The organism is Clostridium chromiireducens (assembly GCF_003575225.1).
Lineage (GTDB): Bacteria > Bacillota > Clostridia > Clostridiales > Clostridiaceae > Clostridium > Clostridium chromiireducens.
In genome coordinates this window covers 134,453-158,353 of sequence record NZ_QXDJ01000001.1, presented here as the reverse complement: position 1 = coordinate 158,353, position 23,901 = coordinate 134,453, and the positions used below count along the sequence as shown (strand labels likewise).

The following is a 23,901-nucleotide window of genomic DNA, read 5'->3' as shown; positions in this document are numbered from 1 at the left end:
AAAGAGAAATGGTTTCCTAATTATCACAAGTGTTGGAGATCATTTCTCTTTTTAATTCCATACTCAATTATGCGCCTCTACCTACATTTTCAGTCATAGTTGAAGTCCATTTTCCGCATCTATCACCGAAACAACCTATTATTGAATCTCCATTTTTTATTCTTACCACTTCGCATCTATTAGAGCAGCCTTCACATTCAAAGCTATTGGAGATAAATTTAGACTCAGCTATATCAAAACCTCTAAAATTAGTTGCACCAGTTTTGGCAACAGTTTCCTTAGCAATAATGGCAGCACCTATTGCTCCCATGACATTATAATGCTCAGGAACATATACTTCACAGCCTAGAGCTTTTTCAAAGCATGCCTTCATTCCTTTATTAGCAGCTACACCACCTTGAAAAAATATCTTAGGACAGATTTCTTTCCCTTTTCCTATATCATTTAAGTAATTTCTAACGAGAGCTTCACACAATCCATTTATTATGTCACATTCGTTGTAGCCAAGCTGTTGTTTATGAATCATGTCTGATTCAGCGAAAACCGCACATCTTCCAGCAATTCTTAAGGGCGTAGTTGATTTTAGTGCATAATCGCCAAAGTCTTCTATAGGTATACCTAAACGTTCTGCCTGCCTATCTAGAAAAGATCCGGTTCCTGCTGCACATACATTATTCATTGCAAAATCTATAGCAACACCATTTTTTAAGATTATAATTTTTGAATCCTGTCCGCCTATTTCTAAAATTGTTCGAACGTCTTCATCAATTGCTAGCGCAGCACACGCATGAGCTGTTATTTCATTTTTTACAGCATCGGCACCCAGTACAGATGAGGAAATATGTCTTCCACTTCCAGTGGTTCCAACTGCTTCTATTTGTTCATCATGATATTTTTCCTTTAAAATTTTAAAACCTTCTTGAATAGCATTTATTGGTTTACCTTTTGTTCTTAAATATAATTTTTCAACAACATCAAAAGTTCTGTTTAATACAACAATATCAGTACTTACTGAGCCAACGTCAACACCTAGATAATACATTTTGTTTTCTCCTTTCTAATAAATCTAAAAATGCTTCTATTCTAGTAACATATCCAGTTTCTCCAGTCATTTCATCAACAACAAGCGTAAGAATGGGAAAGTCCTTATCTCTGGATATTGTAGGAAGGAGAGCTTTGCATACAATTTCAGGCATACATCCCATTGGGAATATTTGAATAGCGCCATCAAATCCTTCTTCAGTAGCCATTACCGTTTCTCCAATACATTCTCTAGCGTGACCGCCAATATACAATGGGAGATATTCTTTAGAAGCTTTCCTCATGTCCAGCGAATTTAATCCAAACACTGACATAAATGAATCCTTTGCCCACCAACTTGGAGTGAGTCTTCTCTTTGTAGAAACACCATAATCCATAAGTTTATCTTCAATATAAAGATTTGAAAAAGGTTCAATTATAGTATATATCTCACCAATTATAGCTATTTTTATAGGTTCTTTATCTTTGCATAATTCTATTGAATTAAACTTTCTATAATAATAATTTAATATTTTTATCATTTCATCAGGACTGGTACTTTTTATCGCATCGGATTTACATTTATTTAATAGTTTTTTACATTCACTCTTATTTCTCTCATATCCAGCTAGGTAGTGTGCCTTTGCTTCTATTTTATCTATTAGGTTTAAAACTTTAAAGCCTACACGTAACGAGTTTAATTTTTGAACAGTAGATTTTTTGCTGTTTGATGAAATTAACGATATTCTGTTTAGGAACTCTTTTGTTCCAATTGCTGAGGGCTTATCTAGCACAACAAAATTCAAGTTATGTCCTAGCTTTTTCAGGGTATTTATTTGTAATTCACAATATTCACCATATCGACAAGGTCCACAACTGCCAGTAATTATTATTGTATCAGCGCCTTGCTCAATTCCTTGAATGTAATTTCCCATCATAAGTTTGAAAGGCAAACACATATCTTCGGGAGAATGCATTGAACCTATTTCTAAAGATCTTTTACTATTAAATTCTGGGATTATGTAGTCTATACCAAGCGAATCGAAAATGGCTTTGGTAACAAGGTATGTATTTCCTAAATGCGGAGTCATAATTTTCATGTCAGTACTTCCTTTCCAGCATATCAACAAAGGCTTCTATTCTTGTATCGAATCCGGACTCACCAGTATGTTCATCAACTTTAAGAATTAGAAATGGGAAATCTTTAATCCTCTCTTTTATAAGATCTATAACAACAGAATCTATACCACAAGCAAAAGAAGATATATATATTACACCATCAATTTTTTTATTTTCAACTAAGTATGTTGAAGCGCCATATGCAGTTCGTGCGAAAGTCCAAAAAGGCCTTTTAAATAATTCTTTTGTTTTGTCGGAAATAGAGTTTTCGTCTATGAATTCTTCAGTTATTATTCCAATTCCTAACTTATTTAACTTTTTTACTATATTCATATTTACGAAATTATCGTAAACATTATAAGGATGACCAATTAAAACGATATTTAGTTTATATCCTTCGTTTTTAATTCCTGTTTTAATTTTACTTTGTTCAGCTAAAGCCTCGTAATATGCTTCTTTAATTTTTTTCTTATTGTTTGTTATCATGCTTCCTGTAGATATAATCCAGTTATATAATTTTTCTTTTGAAGTCGCATAAATAGGAGCCATGGTAACCTTAGGCATATTAGGGACGGTGTTTATAATCATTTCTGGCAATCCACAAAATTTTGGACAAATGAATTCATTTTCGGTTATCTGCATAATTCGCGGGATGACCATTAAATCGCATTTATCCTTGATGGAAGCTACATGACCATGGAATATTTTAATTGGTAAACATGCTTCGTTTACACAGTGTTTAACGCCTTCATCTAATATCTGTTTGTTTGTGTTAGGGGAGGTTATAATTTCAGCACCAAGCTCACTAAAAAATTTTTCAAGAAAGATAGAATATTTGTAATTTAATAATCCTTTGGGAATTCCAACCTTCATATACATTTCACTCCTATAATATTTAGCTCGTTTTTCTATTTTTCTCATAATTTCTTAAAATATTCATATTTTTAATAAAAAATATAGGAATATAGTATAAATGTAGTAAGGTGGAATTAATTTAGCGCGAATTTGATTATCTATTGTAAGATAAATCATGGAGTAACAAAAGTTACTCCATGTTAAAAACAATGTTTAGATTAACTAATGTACCAATTTCCTGTTGCAACTATCATAGAAATAAGTTTTAGCGTATTTTCATAGAAAGTACATTTTGTTATTGGTTTATTTATTAAAGTTTCCCAAAGAGCAATGGTCCAATTATCATGTCCTTTTTCAATGAGGGAACTCACTAAAAAAGGTGCTATAAATGATAGATCGTTAGATGAACCAAAGGAATGGCCAGGAGGGCCATTAGCTATATAATATCCTGATTTTATATTTTTAGGATTATATGAGGTCTCTTTTTTTATCCAATAATTAAGGGTATGAAGCTCATGAGTTATTGGAGTTTTATTTATAATTATATCCATAGAATATCGCCAAGGAGTCCTACAACTGTTAAAATAATAATCTCCATCATGAATAGTTTCTAGGACTTTGAATTTAGGAGCTATATAATTATTTATATTATTGATATCCTTTATAAAGAAATCAGGCATTAGCCCGTTAGCCTTGCTTTCATTCTTCATTTGTTCTGAAATAATAAAGTCGATTTTATCAAGTACCATTTGCCACTCTGTGCTATTTTTGAAATCGAATTTAATAAATTCTCTTATATGATACTTTAGAAAATCTGAACTTCTAGTCACGTACTTGAAATTATTAACTTTTATTCCTTTGACCCAATCACCTAAAGTTAGAATATAATCATTTTTATTTACGCAACTATCCATTAAGGCATTAATCCTTTTAACAGCTTCACTTTTATAGTTGATTTTATCATTCTCTCCCCAAATTTTATGTGCGAGAAGGAGTCCATAACTGATATCCATATCTCCATCGGTTGCAGAGGACGTTTCAGGCGAAGAGTTAACAATATTACCAGTAGAATTTTTAACTTGCTGCCATGCCATTAAATTATTGTTATAAAAACTAGGAAACGACTTTATATAATTGTATATTGATGTAAAATGAATTTTAGCTGTAAGATCAAATTTACTCATAATTGGGAATATAATCATTCCATAGCCCATTGCTTCGGAGACAGTGACTGCATTATTAGTAGTAGGTTGGTCTAATGCGTAAAAAAGATATTCTTTCATAGTATTAGAGTCATTTACAAGTCTTAAGTAACGCATTTTCCAATCATTATAAAAAGATAACAATTCTAGATTTAAGTTAGTTTGTGAATAATAACTAACTAATGAATCATTGTAAATTATAATCACCACCTTTTTTATTAATATATTTTTATTGTTAAAAAGGATGCTAATTTTATAAGACTGTGTGTAAATAGTTATTTTAGAGCTAGTAACTAGATATTATGGTTTGAAGAATTGAATCACTATAAAATCATTGTAAATAGAATGATTTTATAGTATACTTACTTCTTGTGATAATTAAATTAATAAATTGGGGCGCTATTTTTAGCGCCTTTTATAGTTTTTATAATAACTTTTTATATTCCAAATGAACAGAGAGGGAATGACATAAAATGAAAGACAAATTACACATAATACCATATATTACCGCTATAATAACTAACTTTATTTTTGGTTTGAGTTTTCTATTTTCCAAACAAGCATTGAGAGTTGCTGCCCCTATGGAGTTACTTTCATTTAGATTTTTAGCCGCTTTTTTTGTGATGACAATTCTAATATGGATAAAAGTAATAAAAGTGGATTATAAAAATAAACCTATGAAATGGCTTATTATCTTAGCGTTAGTAGAGCCAATAATTTACTTTATTTTTGAAACATATGGGATTCAAAGAACGTCATCATCTTTAGGCGGCCTTATGATAGCACTTATACCCATATTAGTAACAATTCTTGCAATATACATATTGAATGAGAAACCTTCTATAAGACAGGCTTTAAGTATAATATTATCTGTATCAGGTGTAGCTTTAATAATTTTGATGGAGAATTCAAACGATCCGGGAGGAAGTACTTTACTTGGCATACTTCTTCTTGGAGGAGCAGTATTTTCAGCAGCATTATTTAACATAATAGCTAGAAAAATATCTAAGGATTTTACTGCAATAGAAGTAACATACTTCATGATGATAATAGGAGCAATATTTTTCAATTTAATTTCAATTATTGATCATATGTTAAATAGAGAATTACCCAAATACTTTTTGCCGTTAAGTAGTCCAAGTTTTGTATCATCAGTATTATATCTTGGCATATTATCGTCTGTGGTAGCATACTTTCTGACTAATTATACATTGTCAAAAATGGAAGCTTCTAGATGTTCAGTATTCGCCAATATATCAACAATAGTATCTATAGCTGCTGGGGTATTAGTTTTAAATGAAAATTTTTACTTATATCATTTTATAGGGTCCGTTATGATTTTAGTAGGGGTATGGGGGACAAACTATTATAAGAGCCGATAACATTTCGTTTTGAGCTAATTTCGTTAAGAGTCAACATAAGTTTTCGTTTAGTTAATGATATTTTCCTTTTTTGCTGAGTTGTTGTATCATTAATAAAAAAGCATTGTTTTTATGGGGGGCAGAATGGAAAGAAAAATAGTTTTTTTTGATATTGATGGAACTTTATATAATAATAAAATAGGGGTGCCAGAAAGCACAGTACAAGGAATAAAGGAATTAAAGGATAAAGGACATCTTGCGTTTATATCAACAGGTAGAGCGAGGGCGATGATACCTCAGGATTTAATAGATTTAGGATTTGATGGTGTATTAGCTGCTTGTGGTGCATATGTAGAGTGTAGCGGTAACGTAATATATAACATTGATTTAGAAAAAGAAATAGCTGATTATGCAGTAAATGTTCTAAGGAAATATAATGTGTTTTGCGTTTTAGAAGGACAAGATTATTTATATATGGATGAAGATAATTTTTTGGATGGAGGGTTATTTTCCGTAACTAAATTTAAGAGCCAATATAGTGAAAAAATAAAGCCAATTAATGGAGAGGAGTATCGCATAAATAAGATTACATGCAGAACTAATAAAAATAGCAATTTTGAAGAAGCATTTAAATCTTTAGAGAATAATTTTGATTGTATATACCATAACACTGAATTTATCGAATTAGTTCCGAAAGGATTTACGAAAGTAAAAGGCATTGAGGCTATCATTAAACATTTAGGAATATTTATTGAAGATACATATGCATTTGGAGATAGCTTAAATGACATAGATATGCTTCAATATGTTAGGTATGGAATTGCTATGGGAAATAGCAATCCAGAAATTCTTGAAAAAGTTAGGTATAAGACAGACAATATTGAAAATGACGGTATTTATAAAGGATTAAAGCAATTTAAACTTATATAATAAGAAAGTGACTTAGAATTATTATAACAATTTTAAGTCGCTTCTTTTTTAGTAAAGATTAAATTATAGATATAAAGTTCATATTGATAGAGATAATATAATTTAGAGTATATTATGACGAATAACTGTAAAAAACTATATCATATTAATATAAATGCATTAATATTAATTACGTAGTAAAATATTTTACAAGAAAAAAGGAGAAAATCTTTCTTTCTTTTCTAAAAAGATATATAATGTTATTAATAGATAATTATTATTTATGAAAAGTAATTATTAAATAATTAGGAGGTATTATATGAAAGTTATTGTGATTGGATGTACTCATGCAGGAACAGCTGCTATAGTCAATTTAAGAGAATTACATCCTGATAGTGAAGTTGTTGTATATGAAAGAAATGACAATATATCATTTTTATCTTGTGGAATTGCATTAAGCATTGGAGGAATAGTTACTGAAACAGAAAAATTATTTTATAATTCACCACAGAATTTAAGTTCAATGGGTGTTGTAACAAAGATGAAACATGATGTCTTAGATATTGATTTTGATAATAAAAAAATTAAGGTAAAGAATTTAGATAATGATGAAATATTAGAGGATAATTATGACAAACTGGTCTTAACTCTAGGTTCTTGGCCAATAATCCCTAAATTTGAAGGTGGAGACTTAGAAAATATCCTTTTGTGTAAAAATTATAATCATGCAAAAGAAATAGAAGCTAGACGTAATAATGCAAAAAATGTGATTGTAATTGGTGGAGGGTACATTGGTGTAGAACTTGCTGAAGCATTTAAGATGAAAGATAAAAATGTTACATTAATAGATGCTGAAGATAGGATAATGTCAAAGTACTTAGATAAGGAATTTACCGATATTGCAGAAAAAGAATTTAAGGATCATGGAATTAACTTGGTATTAGGTGAAAAGGTTAAGCTATTTAAAGGGGAAAATAATAAAGTATCACATGTGGTTACTGAAAATAAAGAATATGAGGCGGATTTAGTTATTTTATGTATAGGTTTTGCACCAAGTACTTCTCTTATAAAGGGAAAACTGGAAACTTTAGAAAATGGTGCAATCATGATTGATGAATATATGAGAACAAGCAGAGAAGATGTATTTGCAGCAGGTGACTGTTGTGTTGTCAAATTTAATCCAGGGAATGATACAAGATATATCCCGTTAGCTACAAATGCAGTTAGAATGGGAACATTAATTGCACATAATATTACTGGGACTAAATTGAAATATATGGGAACACAAGGCACTTCAGGAATTAAAATATATGAAAAATGTATTGCGTCGACAGGATTAACTGAAGATGTAGCAAGAGCTACAACATCATTTAATGTAGGTGCAGTATCAGTAATGGATAGTTATAGACCAGAATTCATGCCTACTTATGAAGAAGCATTATTAAAATTAGTATATGACAAAGATAGTAGGAGAATACTAGGCGGGCAAATTATATCAAAATTAGATTTGACACAGTTTATGAATACATTGTCAGTGGTAATTCAAAATAAAATGACCGTTGAGGAGCTAGCCATGACGGATTTCTTCTTCCAACCACACTTTAATAAACCATGGAGCTTATTAAATATAGCCGCACTTCAAGCATTAAAGAACTTATAAAGTGAAACTTTCAGGTAGAGTTTCATATGTAGATGGAGTGTTAAGGATGATAGCTATCTTATAAGCTAGATATTTAAAGTTAAAATCAACTGACCACGATTTTTTGGTCAGTTGATTTTATATAAATAATATTTTAAGAGGATTCTTCTAAGATCTTAATGTTCTTTCCAATTATTTTTATACCTTTTCGTATATCTTCATCGCTTACTCTACCAAAACCAATTCTGAAGGTATCATCTCCGTTAATAATGCTAGATTCTAGATGATAATTTTCATAAAATATATCACCGGGCATAAATAATACATTATCGGAATAACAGAGTTCTAAAAGTTTCCTAGAGTTTATTTTATTTTTCAATTTAATAAATACATGTAGGCCACCTTCACCGGTTATATATTCGTAAGGGATGTATTTTTCAACTAAATCAACTACAAGATTATATTTATCTCTATAATATTTTCGTACGTTTTTAACGTATCTACTAAAGGCACCACTTTTCAAATAATAATAGAAGGCACTTTGATCTAAGAAAGAAGTGTGAATATTTTTGCCTCTCTTGACACTCTCTAGAACATCAATAAGATTTTTATCCGCAAATATCCATCCGATTCTAAGTCCGGGAAATAATATTTTAGAAAGACTTCCTATATATATAACTCCATTTCCACCTCCACATAAAGAAGCAATAGGATCAATAGGAGAACTGGAATAAAGTAATTCCTCATTAAAGCCATCCTCAATTATAGGAACAGAATATTTCCTGAAAAGTTTATATATTTCTCTTCTTCTTTCAGTTTTTGTAACAATTCCTGTTGGATTGTTATATGAAGGTATTAGATATCCAAACTTAGGAGAATACTTGCTTAACGCATTTTCAAGGGATTTTAAATCAAGACCTTCTTTATCCATCTTCACTTGAACGATTTGCAGACCATAAGATTTCATTATTTTTAATGCTGTATTATGAGTAGGCTCCTCGCATAAAATAATATCTCCTTTATTGGTCAATGAACTAATAATTATGTCAAAGGCTTCAGTAAAACCATTTGTTATTAAAATATCTTTATTTTCAGTGTTTACACGTTTTTCGGCCATATAATCAAAAAAGTAATCTATCAAAGGCTTATAACCTTTAGCATAACCATAATTCAACAAATTTGTTCCTTCAAAAGTCCAAGCATCCAAAAGAGAACGTTTAAAATCGTCAAGGTTAAATAGATGACTTTCTGGAGAAATAGATTTAAAGGATATTATCCCTTTTTTGTAAGGTAATTCATTCTTTACGATATCAAATTTTTTTAAGGTACTTCCGTAATCATTAATTATCTTTGAATAATTTATATTGTATTCATAACTTTCATTTTTGCCTTCAATTAAAATAAAGGAACCCACACCTTTTCTAGTAATAATTATTCCCATACTCTCTAACTCTTCATAAGCTGAGATAACGGAATTTCTGCTTATACTTAAAAATTTACTTACTTCTCTGGTAGATGGGAGTTTGCTATCCTTTTTTAATTCACCATTTTTAATTCCTTGTTTAATATGTTTTTCTAATTGAAGATATATAGGCTCATCTTTATTTAAAATAAGATTGGAGAATATCAATTTTAAATCACCTCATTTCATTGATATTAATATGGCATTAATTATTTATGATACTTTTTACAATTATCATACAACTTATTGAATGTCAACTTAATTGTGCATTCGCACTTTATAGGACAATGTCTTACTTTTTTATTAACTAACATTTATTGTTAAATAATATTAATTAACAATATATTTTTTATGTTGTATAATTGATTTATAAGAAAAGATTAGCGTAAATATAAAATTATTAAAAAGAAATAAGGAGGTATTACCTATGAAGGGTACAGTTGTTTCAACTTGGATGAGAACCAACAGAAAACTGTTTGGAGATTCAGTAGTTGATGAGGCGATGGATTATATTGGCTGGACAAGTAAAAAAATATTTTCACCCATCGAAAATGTGGATGACAATGAAGTGAAAAGAATAATATCATACATAGCAAAAAAACAAAATATTGGTGTAGGTGATCTGTGGAGACAAATTGGGCAAGATAATATAAGGACTTTTAGTCACGATTATCCAGCTTTTTTTAAACATGATAATGTATATTCATTTTTAAAATCAATGTTTGATGTACATGTTGTGATGACAAAAAAATTTGCTGGGGCGAAACCGCCTTTGGTATTAATAGAACCTATATCAAGTAGGGAAGCAATATTTAGCTATAATTCATCAAGAGGTATGTTTGATTATTTTCTGGGAATGTTAGATGGGTCATGTGAATATTTTAATGAAAAAGTAAGCGTGGAAGAGATGTCAAGAACCGATAGTGAACTAAAGCTGAAGCTTACTTTTGATAAGGATATATATTACAATAAAAAATATTTTGTTAATAGATTATTTTCATTAGGTTTTATTAGAAATTTTGGAGTTAAGGTAGGAATTTTTACATTCTTAATATCGACACTGGTATTAATAGCTTTGTTGGGATTTGATAACGCTGTTAAGAGCATAATCGGAGGAGCTGCATCGGGAATCGGAGCATTTATAGCAGTCAATTTAATGATGTCTCCTTTAAGTCAAATAAAAGAGGAGCTAGGAAGAATTATAAATAATCAATATAACATTGATGGAAGTATTACAACATATGACTTCTTAGAAGACATTTATAAACTTTTGAAAAAACACAAAAAAGTTGTACAAGCTGATTTCGTAGGATTTAAGGGTGTTACAGATGAAATGGGTGCTTTTGTAAACACAATAAATAAAATTTCTGATACGATGAATCACACATCCAATGAAATAAGTGGTGTTGTTGAACAAGTAGCCGAAGGTGCTATTACCCAAGCACAAAGTACAGATAGTGCCGTACAAGCACTAAACGAAAATATTCAAGCGCTTAGAAATATAGTTAGGAATGAAAATTCTAATAAACTTGAACTTGAAAATGCAGTTGATAAAATAAATAACAGTTATGAAAATGTTGATAATGCTAGTAAGAATATTTTAACGTCACTAGGAAAGTTTGAAGATGTTAAAATAAAGGGAACACATTTAGAAGAAAGAGCCAAAGGTATAACGCAAATCGTTTCAATAGTTTCAGGAATATCCGAACAAACAAATTTATTAGCATTAAATGCTTCTATTGAAGCTGCTAGAGCAGGGGAACATGGCAGGGGATTTGCTGTAGTAGCCGATTCTATAAGAAAATTGGCTGAGCAATCAAAGGATGCAGTTTTGGAAATTAACTCTAATTTGGAGCAATTTGTAAATGAAATAAAATTATTAGTAGGACAAATCGATAATCAATATGATGTACTGGCTAATGAGACTGATAGTTTAAAAACTGTTAGAAATATAAGCTTCGAAGCTAATCAATCCGTTCAAAATGTAGCTACATCAATGATTGAAACTATAAATAGGCTAAATACTGAGGCTGATGCCATTTCAAATGTTTATGACAGCATAGAATCTCTAGCAGCCATAGCTGAAGAGAATTCAGCATCATCTGAAGAGGTAAGTGCTAGTGTAATAAATTATACAAATGAAATAAAAAAACTTATAGAAAATATATATGATTTTAAAGGTATAACTGAGACTTTCAAAAAAGACTTGGAAAGTTATAAAATATAATTATATTAGAGAGAGAGCAATCTAAGTAACAGATTGCTCTCTTTAAATTGAGAAATAAAATGTGCAAACTAAAACATAAAGTGATTTAGACAATGTTAATAATATGGAATATAATTAGAGAAGATACTTTAGTAAAAAATTAGGAGACATATTCTATGAACATAGCAAATAATCAAATTACAAAAGGTATGGATAGATTCAATTTAAAAATGCTTGCACTAGCATTAATGACTATGGATCATATTCACCAGTTTTTTTCATCAAATGGAATTCCGATTTGGTTTACATGGCTTGGAAGGTTATCAGCTCCACTTTTTTTCTTTACAATGGCAGAAGGATTTTTTTATACTAGAAATAGAATCACTTATGTAAAGAGATTATACTTATTTTCCGTAATAATGTCTTTAGGTAAATTTATAGCTTGGAAGATTTCAATGAATAATTCATCTTATCCAACTGTAACAAATAATATATTTGAAACTTTCTTTCTAATAGGATTTAATATATTAATCTTTGAATACCTGAATAGAGAGGGAAGTGGAGTTAGTAAGAAAATTATTATTTTATCTCTTGTTATAATGCTTGAAATTGTTTTACCTATGAGCGTAGTCTTGTTACCAAATAGAAGTATATCAAGAATTATATTATCCTTTCTTCCTTGTCCATTACTATGCGAAGGTAGCTTTGCTTTTGTTTCTCTCGGAATTGCATTTTTTTATTTAAGAAATGATCGTAAGAAAATGATGGTTGTATATGCATTATTCTCATTAACATTTTTTCCATACTCGATACTTTCCTTAGAAAATGCATTTTATCATAATTATCAGTGGATGATGATTTTTTCAATTCCTTTAATGATGCTTTATAATGGGAAAAAAGGGCATGGATTAAAGTATTTATTCTATCTTTATTATCCAGCACATATTTTTTTATTCTTTTATATATCAGGAATTATAAATTGATTATTGTTTAATTTCCGAATCCAACTAGATATTTAACATAATCAGAGTTTTCTTTAGAGGTCAATGATTCAAGTAAAATGTTGACTTAATATATCAGATTGATATAATTTTAGTATTATATACCGCAGAAAAATATGTTAGAGGTGAATCAAATGGCAAAGGTAAATAAAACAAAATATGCCCTTTTAGGAATATTAAATCACATGTCAGGGTCAGGCTATGATATTAAAAAAGTGTGTGACTCTTCTATAGGACACTTTTGGAATGAAAATTATGGACATATATATCCTGTACTTCAAAGGTTGGAGGAAGAAGGATTAATAACAAAAGAAGTTAAACAAAATGATGGAAGACCAGCTAAAAATATATTTTCAATTACGGAGAAAGGAAAAGAGGAATTAGATAAATGGCTGCTGCTTCCGATAGAAAAAGAACCTATTAGATCTGAACTGTTATTAAAACTATTTTTATCTAAAGATATACCCGTAAAGAATATTATTGAACTAATTAATGGTATCAGGGAAGATTCAGAAAAGGATTTAATTAAATATGCGGAAATAGATGCACTTCTAAGGTCAGGTAAAGTTCAAGTAGACAAAAAGAGTTTAGTCTTATGGCTTACAACAATTAGTTATGGAAAACAAAGTGAAGATGCTAAGATAAAATGGTGCGATGAGACGATAAAGTCCTTAGAAGAAATAAAAGATTTATAATGCATGTTAGGTTTTTGATAAGAGAAGAAAGTATAAACTTTTACAGTTAATACTTTCTTCTTTTATTGTGTAAATAAAGGTAAAATGCCAGTTCTAAATTGATTATCATATTTGTTAAAAAAAACACAAAGTATTCTAAATTAATTAAATGTTATTTAAAGTTACTTAATATTTTAAATTTTCAGACAAGATGATATTATCTAGTTACACCAAACAACAACAAGAAAATATTAAATATCAAATGTAAATGTTTAAATATAGAGGAGAGGTTTCAATATGAATTATTATGAAGAAAGTCTAAAATTACATGAAGAAAAACAAGGTAAAATTTCAGTAACATCTAAAGTTAAAGTTGAAACAAGAGATGATCTAAGCCTTGCATATACACCAGGAGTTGCAGAACCTTGCAGAAAGATTCATGAAGATCAAGAAAACGTCTACAAGTATACATCGAAAGGAAATTTGGTAGCAGTAGTTACAGATGGATCAGCAGTGTTAGGATTAGGAGATATAGGACCAATGGCAGGAATGCCAGTAATGGAAGGAAAGTCAATTTTATTTAAAGAGTTTGCAGATGTTGATGCATTCCCTATATTGGTGGATTCAAAAGATGTTGATGAAATCGTTAATGCGGTTAGACTGATAGCTCCGACCTTTGGTGGAATAAATCTAGAAGATATTGGAGCTCCAAGATGTTTTGAAGTTGAAGAAAAACTTAAGAAGGTAGTTGATATTCCAGTATTTCATGATGATCAACATGGTACAGCAATAGTAGTACTTGCGGGTGTTATAAATGCACTTAAAGTAGTAGATAAGAAACTTGAAGATGTAAAAGTTGTAATTAATGGGGCAGGCGCAGCTGGAACTGCAATATCAAAATTATTACTATCATCAGGAGTTAAAAATTTAATTGCTTGTGATAAAGTAGGTATCTTATATAGAGGAATGGAAAAAATTGATGATGCTAAGGATGCTTTAGCAGAGATAACAAATCCAGAAAATATAACAGGAAGCCTTGCAGATGCTTTAGCTAATGCAGATGTATTTGTTGGAGTATCGGCTCCAGGAATATTAAAACCTGAAATGGTCAAATCAATGAATAGAGATGCAGTAATATTTGCAATGGCAAATCCAACACCAGAGATAATGCCTGATGAAGCAAAAGCAGCAGGGGCACGAGTTATAGGAACAGGACGTTCAGATTTTCCAAACCAAGTTAATAACGTTTTAGCATTCCCAGGAATATTTAGAGGAGCTTTAGATGTTAGAGCAAAAGAAATAAATGAAGAAATGAAACTTGCAGCAGCATATGCAATTGCTAATTATATAAAAGATGAAGATTTAAATGAAAATAATGTAATCCCAAGTGCATTAGATAAAAATGTTGCTACTAAAGTTGCATATGCAATTGCTGAGGCTGCAAGAGCAAGTGGAGTTGCAAGAAAATAGTTAAATTAATGATCTTATTAAAAGTATTATCAATATAGAAATAGAGTTTATACATGTTACTAAATAACTAGTATTGCCTGATATACATGTATAAACTCAGGTAAAAATTCAGGAAATATTAAATAAGCTTATAGTTAATGGAGTCCCACAAAATTATAAATGAGAGATTTTGAAGAATACTGATTCATAATGCAAAATATGTAAAGGTTTAAATTGTGAGAAAATAAAATTTTAGGAGGTATAAACATGCAAATTCCAATTAAAAAGACACTTGATAAAATCCCGGGAGGTATGATGGTTGTTCCACTTTTCTTAGGGGTGTTAGTTAATACATTTTGTCCACAAGTTCTAAAAATAGGTGGTTTTACAACTGCATTATTTAGTTCAACTGCATCGTCAACAATTTTGGCTTGTTTTATGTTTTTGATTGGTTCTCAGATTAATTTTAAATTAGCACCAAGAGCAATAAAAAAGGGTGCACTATTGATAACTGGTAAATTTATAGTAGGTGCTGGTATTGGTATATTTGTAGGTAAAGTTTTTGGTCCTGCTGGAGTATTAGGTTTGTCACCACTTGCAATCCTTGCGGCTTTAACAAATTGTAATGGTGGATTATATGCATCTCTTGCTTCACAATATGGTGATGAAACTGATGTAGGTGCATACGCTTTATTATCTTTAAAAGATGGTCCGTTTTTCACATTAGTTGCACTAGGCGCTTCAGGCTTAGCTCAAGTTCCTTTCATGGCACTAGTAGCAGTAATGGTTCCAATAGTAATAGGAATGATACTCGGGAATCTTGACCCAGATATGAGAAAATTCCTTGGAAGCAGTAAAATGTTATTAATTCCATTCTTCTCTTTCCCATTAGGTGCAGGAATGAATCTTTCAACTATTATCACAGCTGGAGGACCTGGAATATTATTAGGAGTAATAGCTGCATTTACTGGAATAGGCGCTTATATATTATTAAGAATATTTAAAGAAGAGCCAATTATTGGACTCGGGACTGGCTCAACAGCAGGGAATGCTGTAGCTACACCAGCAGCAGTTGCAGCTGCAGATCCATCATTAGCAGTTATAGCAACAGTGGCAACAGCACAAGTTGCAGCAGCATGTGTAGTATCAGCTATACTTTGCCCATTCATTGTTAGTTTTGCATTTAAGATGCTTCAAAAAAGTAAAGCAAGAAAACTCAATAATGAAGTTGTTGCATAATATTGAATAAATTTCATATTTAAGGGCGGATTCTTTGGAGTACGCTCTTAATCTTTTGCAAAAAGTAATTTTAAAAATAGCATTTGAATTTAACGCTAAAGGGAGTTTTCTTTATTTTGTAATAATCAGTTCTTTGGATATAATTAAAGTAAGTTGTGTAAATTAAAATATGTTATGAAGTTTTAAAAGGGTGATAAAATGAAATTAAAAGGAAAAATAATATCTTTTGTAATAATAATTCTTGTAATTTCCATTGGAAGCATAACTATACTTTCCTTTATTGAAATGAAAAGATTATTAAGAGATCAGATAGATAAAAATATGTTAAATATAGCTGATTCTTTTGCATCAACATATGAAGTAAAGGAATATTTAAAGGGAAATAAAAGTATTTCAAGTGATATATTAAATGATGAAATTGAGAGGGCTCGTATAAAAACGAATGTGGAATTCATAGTGGTTATGGATATGAGCGGTACTAGGTATTCACATCCTGTAAAAAGTAAAATAGGTGAAAAATTTATTGGTGGTGATGAACAAAGAGTTTTGAAAACTGGAGAGCAGTATGTCTCAACAGGAAGTGGAACTCTTGGAATTTCGGTAAGAGCTTTTGCTCCCATTTATGATGAAAATAATAAGCAAATAGGTGCAGTAGCAGTAGGAATGCTATATAATAAATTTGACAATGAAGTGTATACAAAAATGTATAAATTCATACCTATTATAGTAATGGGATTAATCTTAGGTATTTCAGGTGCTATAGCTCTTTCCTATAATATAAAAAAGGCTATATTTGGTCTTGAACCAGAAGAAATAGCTTTGGCTTTAAAGCAAAAGGAAACAGTAATCGAAAATATAAAAGAAGGAATAATAGCTTTAGATAAGAATGGTTGCATAACGTTATTTAATGAACAAGCAAGTAAAATTTTAAGGCTAAAGGAAAGTGATATAGGAAAACCAATTACTGACTTTACATATGAAAGTATGGCACTAAATGTTTTAAATAGTGCAAAGTCCATGACTAATGTAGAAATAAAGGTACGTCCAGGAGTAAATATAATGTGTAAATACAGCATTATAAGAGGGTTTAAGAATCAAGTTCTAGGCTTAGTAGTAACGTTTGAGGATTTAACTGAAGTACGTAAAATGGCAGAAGAATTAACTGGAATAAGAAAAATGGCATGGTCACTTAGAGCTCAAAATCATGAATTTATGAATAAGTTACATACAATTTCAGGACTTATTCAGCTAGAGGAATATGATGAAGTAACTAAATTTATTAATGTTATTGTTGAAAATAAAAAAAGTATAACTACCATAATATCCGATAAAATTAAGAATGTATCCCTGGCTGCCTTAATCTTGTCTAAATATAGTAAGTGCGAAGAATCAAGAATTAGTTTAATTATAGATGATGATTCAAAGATAACAAAGTTACCGGAGTATATGACATCAGAAGAACTTGTGTCTGTTATTGGGAATTTAATAGAAAATTCTATTGACGCTGTTAAAAATGACGGAACAGGTGAAATTTATATGAAAATATTCGAAGAGGATGAACAGATGAAAATTAAGATAAAAGATAATGGAGCGGGAATACCAAGAAAAATGGTAGATTCTTTATATGACATGGGTACTACAAGTAAGGAAGGCGAACGGGGCTTTGGAATGTATATAGTTAAAAAAATTATTGATGAGGCTCAGGGAACTATTAGTTTTATAATAAATAATGGTACTGAATGGGATATATCTATTCCTATGGAAAGGAGTTAAATGCATGATAAAAACTATGATTGTTGAAGATGATCCAATGGTTAGGCTAATAAACTCAAAATTTTTAAATAAAGTAGATGGTTTTATATTAGAAAAAGCCGTTGCAAATCTTTCAGAAGCAAAAGAATTTTTATCTAGTAATTCTGTTGATTTAATTCTTCTAGATGTTTTTCTTCCAAATGAAAATGGAATAGATTTATTAAAATGGCTAAGAAAAAATGAAATATCGTCTGATGTAATATTAATTACGGCAGATAAAAGCATAGATAGAGTAAAAGATGCATTTAGATATGGAGTTGTAGATTACTTAATAAAACCATTCACCTTTGAGAGATTTAATGAATCACTAAGTATTTTCAAAGAAAGAATAAATAGTTTTAAGAATAATGAAACCATAGAACAAGGAGAACTGGATAAGCTTATTTTAAGCAATAAAAGCAAGGAAACAAATAACGAAGAAGTAAAGCTTAATCTGGAAAAAGGATTTAATAAATATACCTATAATTCAATAGTTAATGAACTTGAAAGCATAAAAGAAGATTACTTTACAACAGAAGAGTTATCTGAAAAACTAGGTATAGCTAAAGTCACTGTAAGGAAATATCTTGATTATATGAGTAAACAAGGCCAAATAGAAAAAATTATTGAATATGGAAAGATTGGAAGACCTCTATATAAATATAAGCTTAAATCATAGATATCCAATGCGAAACTTAGCATTATGGGATAGCTAGCCAAAAGAGAAGGTACTCATGTTATTCAGTTGCTAGAAGAAATACTTATAGATATTTCTTCTAGCAACTGAATAAAAGAGTATTTTCTTTTTCTGACATTGTGTATGTTTAAAATTATAAAGTATATTTCTAGGCAAGAAATTTATAATGCTTTAAAGTCTCTTTGGAGGCTTTAATTTATTTACTTAACTTAAATAAATATTAAATGTTAAAATACATCAATAAAAATGATTAAATTTATCACTAAAATTTATGTTTAGGATGTGTTATTCTATATTACATACAATAGGAGAGGGAGAAATTTCACAAATTGAACAAATTGAGAGTGTTGTTTGATTAATATAGCGTTAAGGACTTGTTTTACTAAGTGCTATTTTCAAGTATTTATATTAGGAGGGTGAAGTAAATGGAAAATTTTCAAAAGTATAAAAGAATGTATTTTATGCCACCAGTGGTCACATACGACTGGGTGAAGAAGGATTATATAGATAAGGTACCTAGATGGTGCAGCGTGGATTTACGTGATGGAAATCAATCACTAATTGAGCCCATGAGTTTAGAAGAAAAATTAGAATTCTTTAATATGTTAGTAGAGATCGGTTTTAAGGAAATTGAGGTGGGATTTCCAGCAGCTTCAGAAACAGAATTTGATTTTATAAGAACACTAATTGAGAAAGAAATGATTCCAGAAGATGTTTCAATTCAAGTGTTAACTCAGGCTAGAGATCATATTATTAGGAGAACTTTCGAGGCGGTTAAAGGGGCACCACATGCTATAATTCACTTATATAACTCGACATCAGTTGCTCAAAGAGAGCAGGTATTTGAGAAATCTAAAGAGGAAATTAAACAGCTCGCTGTAGATGGGGCCAAGCTTTTAAAAGAACTAGCAGAAAAAGAAGAAGGGAATTTCTCCTTTCAATATAGCCCGGAAAGCTTTCCAGGAACAGAAGTTGATTATGCATTAGAAGTATGTAATGCAGTTTTAGATATTTGGAGGCCAACTAAGGAAAATAAGGCAATTATCAACATTCCAACAACAGTTGAAAATGCAATGCCTCACGTATTTGCCTGCCAAGTAGAATATATTCATAAAAACTTAAAGTATAGAGAAGCTGTATCGTTATGTTTACATCCACACAATGATAGGGGATCTGGAGTAAGTGATGCGGAGCTTGGGATACTTGCGGGAGCGGATAGAATAGAAGGAACCTTGTTTGGAAATGGTGAGAGAACAGGTAATTTAGATATTATTACAGTTGCTATGAACCTTTATTCACATGGAGTAGATCCTAAGTTAAATTTTAGAAATATGTCTGAAATATGCGAAACTTATGAAAGATTAACTAGAATGCAAGTGGGTATGCGTCAGCCATATGCTGGCGAATTAGTGTTTACAGCTTTTTCGGGTTCACATCAAGATGCAATTTCAAAGGGAATGAAGTGGCGTGAAAATAGAGACAGTGAGTACTGGGACGTTCCTTATTTACCTATTGATCCGATGGATGTTGGTCGTCAGTATGATTCTGATGTTATTCGAATTAACAGCCAATCAGGCAAGGGGGGCGTTGCTTATATATTACAAAAGAATTATGGAATTTCACTTCCAAAACAGATGCAAGAAGCTTTTGGATACACCGTTAAGGATATATCAGATAAAGCCCATAAAGAATTAACTCCAGAATGGATTTATAGCATTTTAGAAGAGAAATACATTCGTAATTCACATGTGTTTCAAATCCCAGAATGCCATTTTAGACAAGGTGCAGAGATGACAGCAGAAGCTACAATCTGCCACGGCGGGAAAACACAATGTGTAACTGCACAAGGAAATGGAAGATTAGATGCAGTTAGTAATGCAATTAAAGAATATTTTGGAATTGAATATGAATTAGATGTGTATGAAGAACATTCATTATCTAGCGGCTCTCATTCAAAAGCAGTGACTTATGTGGGGATAAAATGTCACGATAAGCTTTATTGGGGAGTTGGAATAGAAACAGACATTATTAATTCATCGATTGCCGCTTTAGCAGTAGCAGTAAACCAATTAGAAGAAATAAAAAATATGAAAAGATCAGATGAAAGAATGACTGAAGTACTAAATTATATTCAATCTAATTATAAGACCGTTACATTAGACAAACTTTCAGAAACATTCTTCTTATCTAAGCCATATCTATCAAAATATATTAAAGAAAGTACAAATACTACATTTGGAGATATAGTGAAGCAAATTAGAATGGATAAAGCAAAGAACTTATTAAAGGGAAGTGGTATGACGGTAGAAAATATTTCAGAGCAGGTAGGATACCAAAATGTCGAGCACTTCATAAGATTGTTTAGAAAAGCATATGGAATAACACCTGTTGAATTTAGGAATAATGTACCAAAGTCGAAAAATGAACAATACATTTAGGCTTATGCACAGGTCAAATTATTAATACAAATATAGAAAGGATAGCTTGAATTAAAAGGTTATCCTTTTTTGAAAATAATAAAGTAAATAATTCTAGAGAGATATATGAGTCATTTCTAAAATAAATTAATACAAAGAAATGGCTCATCTGTTCTTGTTAGACTTTTGTAATTAGCAGAATACATTACTATAAGCCAATCTTTATTTATGGGGTGTTTCTCCAAATACAAATTGTTTAGTTCGTCCCATCATATAAGCAAGCTTTATTATAGATTTTTCTTCTTGTGTCATTTCTCTATCATATACTTTTTCAAATTGAATAATTAATGCGGCTATATCAATTATTTCTTTAGGTTTTGATACCCTTTTTGAGGGTTCAGGAGTATATACTGAAGCTTTAATATTATTATTATAGATAAGTTTAAAGACTTCCGAAGTATAAAATGCATCGTTATAGGCATCATGAAATTCGCCTTCTATTGGGAGATTTAAAAATTCAATAGTATTTCTGAGTCCTATTCTAGACTTATTTGGTGCATTAAAATATTTAGAGGCATATTTTTGTACATCAATGTATTTGTATGTTTTTAAACCAGGTAGGTTATAGTATTTTATATTTCGTATAAGTTCTTTAATATCAGCCATGCCCCAAATGCACAGTATAATTTCTTCATCACCAATAAATTTTTGGAAATCTTTATAAACATGAATAAAATTTTGACTTGAAATAATTTTGTCGTTGGTTATCTTGGTTAGGTTTTCTATATAAGGATGAATTGATGTATATAAAGTTGGCTTTACTAAAGCATCAAAGGTAGAGGTGGTTTCAAAGTTTTCGTTAAGCTTTATTGCACCAATCTGAATAATCTCAAAGGGCATATCACTTACGTTTATACCTTTTTTATTTTCAATAGAATCGTCAGGAACTGTAACATTATTCATTTTTTGATTAAATTCTAGGTCATATATAATATAGTGCATTTTCTCACCTACTCTTATCTAATAATTAAATTTAACTGGGGTAATATATTAATTATAGTATTTCCAAGTGAAAAAGTAATTATATTTATTAATATATAATTTAGTAATAATAACGTTATGAAAAAAGTAATTATAAGTATAGAATAAATAATTTGGAGAAGTATATGGGAAAGTCGAAAAAAAATAGTAGGATTAATGAAGATAATCTTATACAAATAGATAAGAAAAAATGTATTGGATGCACAGCCTGTGCATTTACATGCGCTCAAGAAACTAAAGTGGCTATATTAAAAGAAGTAAACAATGGAAAAAAAACAGTAGAACCTAAACAGGGAACTTTTGGAGATACAGGATGTATATATTGTGGAATGTGTGCTGCTGCTTGCCATAATAAGGCTATGAATATTAGAAATGATTTGGATCTGGCAAAACAATACTTAAATAGCGGAAAATATACGGTTTTGATTTCTTCACCATCTGTAAAAGCAACTTTAGGAGAAGAGTTTGATCTTCCCATAGGAACTTATGTAGGTGGGAAAATAGCACCATCTGCTAAAAAATTGGGATTTCAAAATGTATTTGATTCAGATTTTGGAGCGGATATTTCTGTTGTAGAGTCGGGAACTGAGCTTGTTAAAAGAATTTCAAACAAAGAAAAACTCCCTATGTTTACATCGTCTTGCCCTGCTTGGGTACGTTATGTTGAATTCTTTTATCCGGAAATATTACAATATATTTGCACTTCAAAGTCTCCACAGCAAATGATAGGTGCAGGTATAAAAACTTATTTTGCAGATACCTATAATATTCTACCAACTAATATAGTTACAATATCTATAAATTCATGTGCGGCAAAAAAATATGAAGCTGAAAGAGACGAGATGGGAAGAAATAATTATAGAGATATAGATCTAGTTTTAACAACTCAAGAATATGCAGAGCTTTTGAAAGAAAATGAAATTGATATTACAGCTATTCCTGATGAAAAAACGAGCCATTTTATGAGTGGGTATACAGGTGCAGGAACTATTTTAGGAATAAGCGGAGGCATTATGCAGTCTATTCTTAGAGCAGTAAGAAATTATTTGGGCAGTGATATATCACAAGTTCAAAATATTAAATTTAGCAGTCTGCCTGAATATGAGTATATAAAAGAAGCTAATATTACTTTAGGAGGACAAAAGTATAAAGTGGCAATAATTAATGGACTGAAGGAAATCGAAAAGTTCTTAAAAAGTGAGAAATGGAAAGAGTATTTATTAATTGAAGTTTTGAGCTGTTTTGGTGGTTGCATAAATGGTAGTGGAACACCTAAAATAGAAAGAAAATCAGAAATAATTGAAAATTTATGTATAGCCTGTGGAACATGTATAGAAAGCTGTCCTGTTAATGCAATAGAATACAATGGGGAGGGAAGAGCAGAAGTTCAGAAAGAAAGATGTATTGGATGTAAATTGTGCAGTAATATTTGTAGAGCGAATGCAGTAAAAATGGAGTGCTATGACAAAGTAACTAATAATTTGTTAGAAAAAGATTATATAAGATCTAGAACTGATTGTTTAATAAATATTGATAAAAAATCAATAAGAAGGATATCTGACGAGAATGAAATGCTTCAGAACATGTATAAGAATTATATTGGAGAACCAGACGGAGTGAAGGCAAATAAATTACTTCATACAAGCTATTGCAATAGATCTTCGCAGCTTCAAAATAAAATTTCTAAAAAGCGAAAAAAACATTAGAAGAAAACTTTATAATGCTATTTTCAAAACAAATAATTATCACTGTGCGTTATAGGGTTTATTGCTAAAGTACTTTAGAATATAATTAAAAAAATACACAATTATCTCCATTT

18 protein-coding genes are annotated in these 23,901 nt (G+C 30.3%); 12 read left to right on the top strand and 6 right to left on the bottom strand.

Features of this window, described 5'->3' with window-relative positions; genetic code table 11:
- Nucleotides 1-67: 67 nt before the first annotated feature.
- From D2A34_RS00675 to D2A34_RS00660, 4 genes are all read right to left on the bottom strand, one after another.
- A complete protein-coding gene (locus D2A34_RS00675; RefSeq protein ID WP_079440917.1) occupies nt 68-1,042 on the bottom strand; it encodes an acyl-CoA dehydratase activase in 975 nt (324 codons plus the stop codon).
- Nucleotides 1,023-2,120: an acyl-CoA dehydratase activase-related protein gene (locus D2A34_RS00670; protein ID WP_079440918.1), complete on the bottom strand. Its 1,098-nt coding sequence runs from the start codon at nt 2,118-2,120 to the stop codon at nt 1,023-1,025. The genes D2A34_RS00675 and D2A34_RS00670 overlap by 20 nt, the downstream gene beginning before the upstream one ends.
- A gap of 1 nt (nt 2,121) precedes the next feature.
- Nucleotides 2,122-3,012, bottom strand: coding sequence for an acyl-CoA dehydratase activase-related protein (locus D2A34_RS00665; RefSeq protein ID WP_079440919.1), 891 nt, complete (start codon nt 3,010-3,012; stop codon nt 2,122-2,124).
- A gap of 200 nt (nt 3,013-3,212) precedes the next feature.
- The gene (locus D2A34_RS00660; protein WP_169896830.1) at nt 3,213-4,406 is read right to left on the bottom strand and encodes a glycosyl hydrolase family 8; all 1,194 of its coding nucleotides are present in this window, start codon (nt 4,404-4,406) and stop codon (nt 3,213-3,215) included.
- A gap of 263 nt (nt 4,407-4,669) precedes the next feature.
- Here D2A34_RS00660 and D2A34_RS00655 point away from each other — a divergent pair, with 263 nt between their 5' ends.
- From D2A34_RS00655 to D2A34_RS00645, 3 genes are all read left to right on the top strand, one after another.
- Nucleotides 4,670-5,578, top strand: coding sequence for a DMT family transporter (locus tag D2A34_RS00655; protein ID WP_079440921.1), 909 nt, complete (start codon nt 4,670-4,672; stop codon nt 5,576-5,578).
- 123 nt (nt 5,579-5,701) lie between these two features.
- Nucleotides 5,702-6,487: a Cof-type HAD-IIB family hydrolase gene (locus D2A34_RS00650; RefSeq protein ID WP_079440922.1), complete on the top strand. Its 786-nt coding sequence runs from the start codon at nt 5,702-5,704 to the stop codon at nt 6,485-6,487.
- Between the two features lie 298 nt (nt 6,488-6,785).
- On the top strand, nt 6,786-8,126 hold the full coding sequence (locus D2A34_RS00645) for an FAD-dependent oxidoreductase (RefSeq protein WP_119365422.1): 1,341 nt from the start codon (nt 6,786-6,788) through the stop codon (nt 8,124-8,126).
- A 133-nt stretch (nt 8,127-8,259) separates the two neighbouring features.
- On the opposite strand, the gene D2A34_RS00640 is transcribed toward D2A34_RS00645, so the two are convergent.
- On the bottom strand, nt 8,260-9,735 hold the full coding sequence (locus D2A34_RS00640) for an aminotransferase-like domain-containing protein (protein WP_079440924.1): 1,476 nt from the start codon (nt 9,733-9,735) through the stop codon (nt 8,260-8,262).
- Between the two features lie 259 nt (nt 9,736-9,994).
- Between D2A34_RS00640 and D2A34_RS00635 the strand changes: the two genes are divergently transcribed.
- The 8 genes from D2A34_RS00635 to D2A34_RS00600 all read left to right on the top strand — a co-directional run bounded on the left by D2A34_RS00635 (nt 9,995) and on the right by D2A34_RS00600 (nt 21,062).
- On the top strand, nt 9,995-11,794 hold the full coding sequence (locus D2A34_RS00635; protein ID WP_079440925.1) for a heme NO-binding domain-containing protein: 1,800 nt from the start codon (nt 9,995-9,997) through the stop codon (nt 11,792-11,794).
- A gap of 155 nt (nt 11,795-11,949) precedes the next feature.
- Nucleotides 11,950-12,756, top strand: coding sequence for a TraX family protein (locus tag D2A34_RS00630; protein WP_079440926.1), 807 nt, complete (start codon nt 11,950-11,952; stop codon nt 12,754-12,756).
- Between the two features lie 152 nt (nt 12,757-12,908).
- Nucleotides 12,909-13,469, top strand: a complete 561-nt coding sequence (locus D2A34_RS00625; RefSeq protein WP_119365421.1) for a PadR family transcriptional regulator — start codon at nt 12,909-12,911, stop codon at nt 13,467-13,469.
- Nucleotides 13,470-13,745: 276 nt separating this feature from the next.
- The gene (locus D2A34_RS00620; protein ID WP_079440928.1) at nt 13,746-14,918 is read left to right on the top strand and encodes an NAD(P)-dependent malic enzyme; all 1,173 of its coding nucleotides are present in this window, start codon (nt 13,746-13,748) and stop codon (nt 14,916-14,918) included.
- A 246-nt stretch (nt 14,919-15,164) separates the two neighbouring features.
- Nucleotides 15,165-16,136 carry a 2-keto-3-deoxygluconate permease gene (locus tag D2A34_RS00615; protein ID WP_119365420.1) on the top strand — a complete coding sequence of 324 codons (972 nt, stop codon included), beginning with the start codon at nt 15,165-15,167 and terminating at the stop codon, nt 16,134-16,136.
- 198 nt (nt 16,137-16,334) lie between these two features.
- On the top strand, nt 16,335-17,909 hold the full coding sequence (locus tag D2A34_RS00610) for an ATP-binding protein (RefSeq protein ID WP_079440930.1): 1,575 nt from the start codon (nt 16,335-16,337) through the stop codon (nt 17,907-17,909).
- Nucleotides 17,910-17,913: 4 nt separating this feature from the next.
- Nucleotides 17,914-18,606 (top strand): response regulator, encoded by a 693-nt coding sequence (locus D2A34_RS00605; RefSeq protein ID WP_119365419.1) that lies wholly within the window; start codon nt 17,914-17,916, stop codon nt 18,604-18,606.
- Between the two features lie 443 nt (nt 18,607-19,049).
- Nucleotides 19,050-21,062, top strand: a complete 2,013-nt coding sequence (locus D2A34_RS00600) for a 2-isopropylmalate synthase (RefSeq protein ID WP_079442407.1) — start codon at nt 19,050-19,052, stop codon at nt 21,060-21,062.
- A gap of 201 nt (nt 21,063-21,263) precedes the next feature.
- On the opposite strand, the gene D2A34_RS00595 is transcribed toward D2A34_RS00600, so the two are convergent.
- Nucleotides 21,264-22,043, bottom strand: coding sequence for a 3'-5' exonuclease (locus tag D2A34_RS00595; RefSeq protein ID WP_119365418.1), 780 nt, complete (start codon nt 22,041-22,043; stop codon nt 21,264-21,266).
- Nucleotides 22,044-22,207: 164 nt separating this feature from the next.
- Between D2A34_RS00595 and D2A34_RS00590 the strand changes: the two genes are divergently transcribed.
- Nucleotides 22,208-23,788, top strand: a complete 1,581-nt coding sequence (locus D2A34_RS00590) for a [Fe-Fe] hydrogenase large subunit C-terminal domain-containing protein (RefSeq protein WP_119365417.1) — start codon at nt 22,208-22,210, stop codon at nt 23,786-23,788.
- Nucleotides 23,789-23,901: the final 113 nt, after the last annotated feature.